This is a genomic window from Pseudovibrio sp. POLY-S9, from assembly GCF_001431305.1.
Lineage (GTDB): Bacteria > Pseudomonadota > Alphaproteobacteria > Rhizobiales > Stappiaceae > Pseudovibrio.
Map to the genome: position 1 here is coordinate 40,638 of NZ_LCWX01000238.1, position 500 is coordinate 41,137.

Genomic DNA, 500 nt, shown 5'->3' on the forward strand with positions numbered 1-500 from the left:
TCCATCAGGGTCTGCCTGCACCAGAAGAACTGCTGGCAACAAGCAACAATTTCGATAGTGAGCGTGAGCGCAAGCCACGCAAAGACTTCGACAACGGTGTTTGGTTCCGCCTCAACGTCGGTCGCAAACACAACGCAGAACCGCGTTGGTTGCTGCCAATGATCTGCCGCGCAGGTCACATCACCAAAAAAGACATCGGCTCCATCCGCATCTTTGATGCAGACGCCCGTTTCGAACTCGACGCAAAACTTGCTGACAAGTTCCTGGAAACTGTCAAAGAAAACGGCACTGGTGAAAAATCAATCACCATCACCCGTATCGAAGGCAATCCAGAGCGCAGCAGCAGTGGTCGCCCAGGTGGCAATCGCAACAACCGCGGTGGCGGTGGCGGCGGCGGTTACCGTGGTGAAGGCGGACGCGGCGGTGAAGGCCGTGGTCGTGGTCGTCGTGAAGGCGGCGGCGGCGGTGGCTACCGTGGTGGCGAAGGTCGTGGCCGTGGG

General features: G+C 58.8%; 1 protein-coding gene. It reads left to right on the forward strand.

Going from position 1 to position 500, the window contains the following annotated elements; genetic code table 11:
* Positions 1-500, forward strand: a 500-nt coding sequence (locus tag PPL9_RS26060; RefSeq protein ID WP_200962374.1) for a DbpA RNA binding domain-containing protein, incomplete at both ends; no start/stop codon positions are given.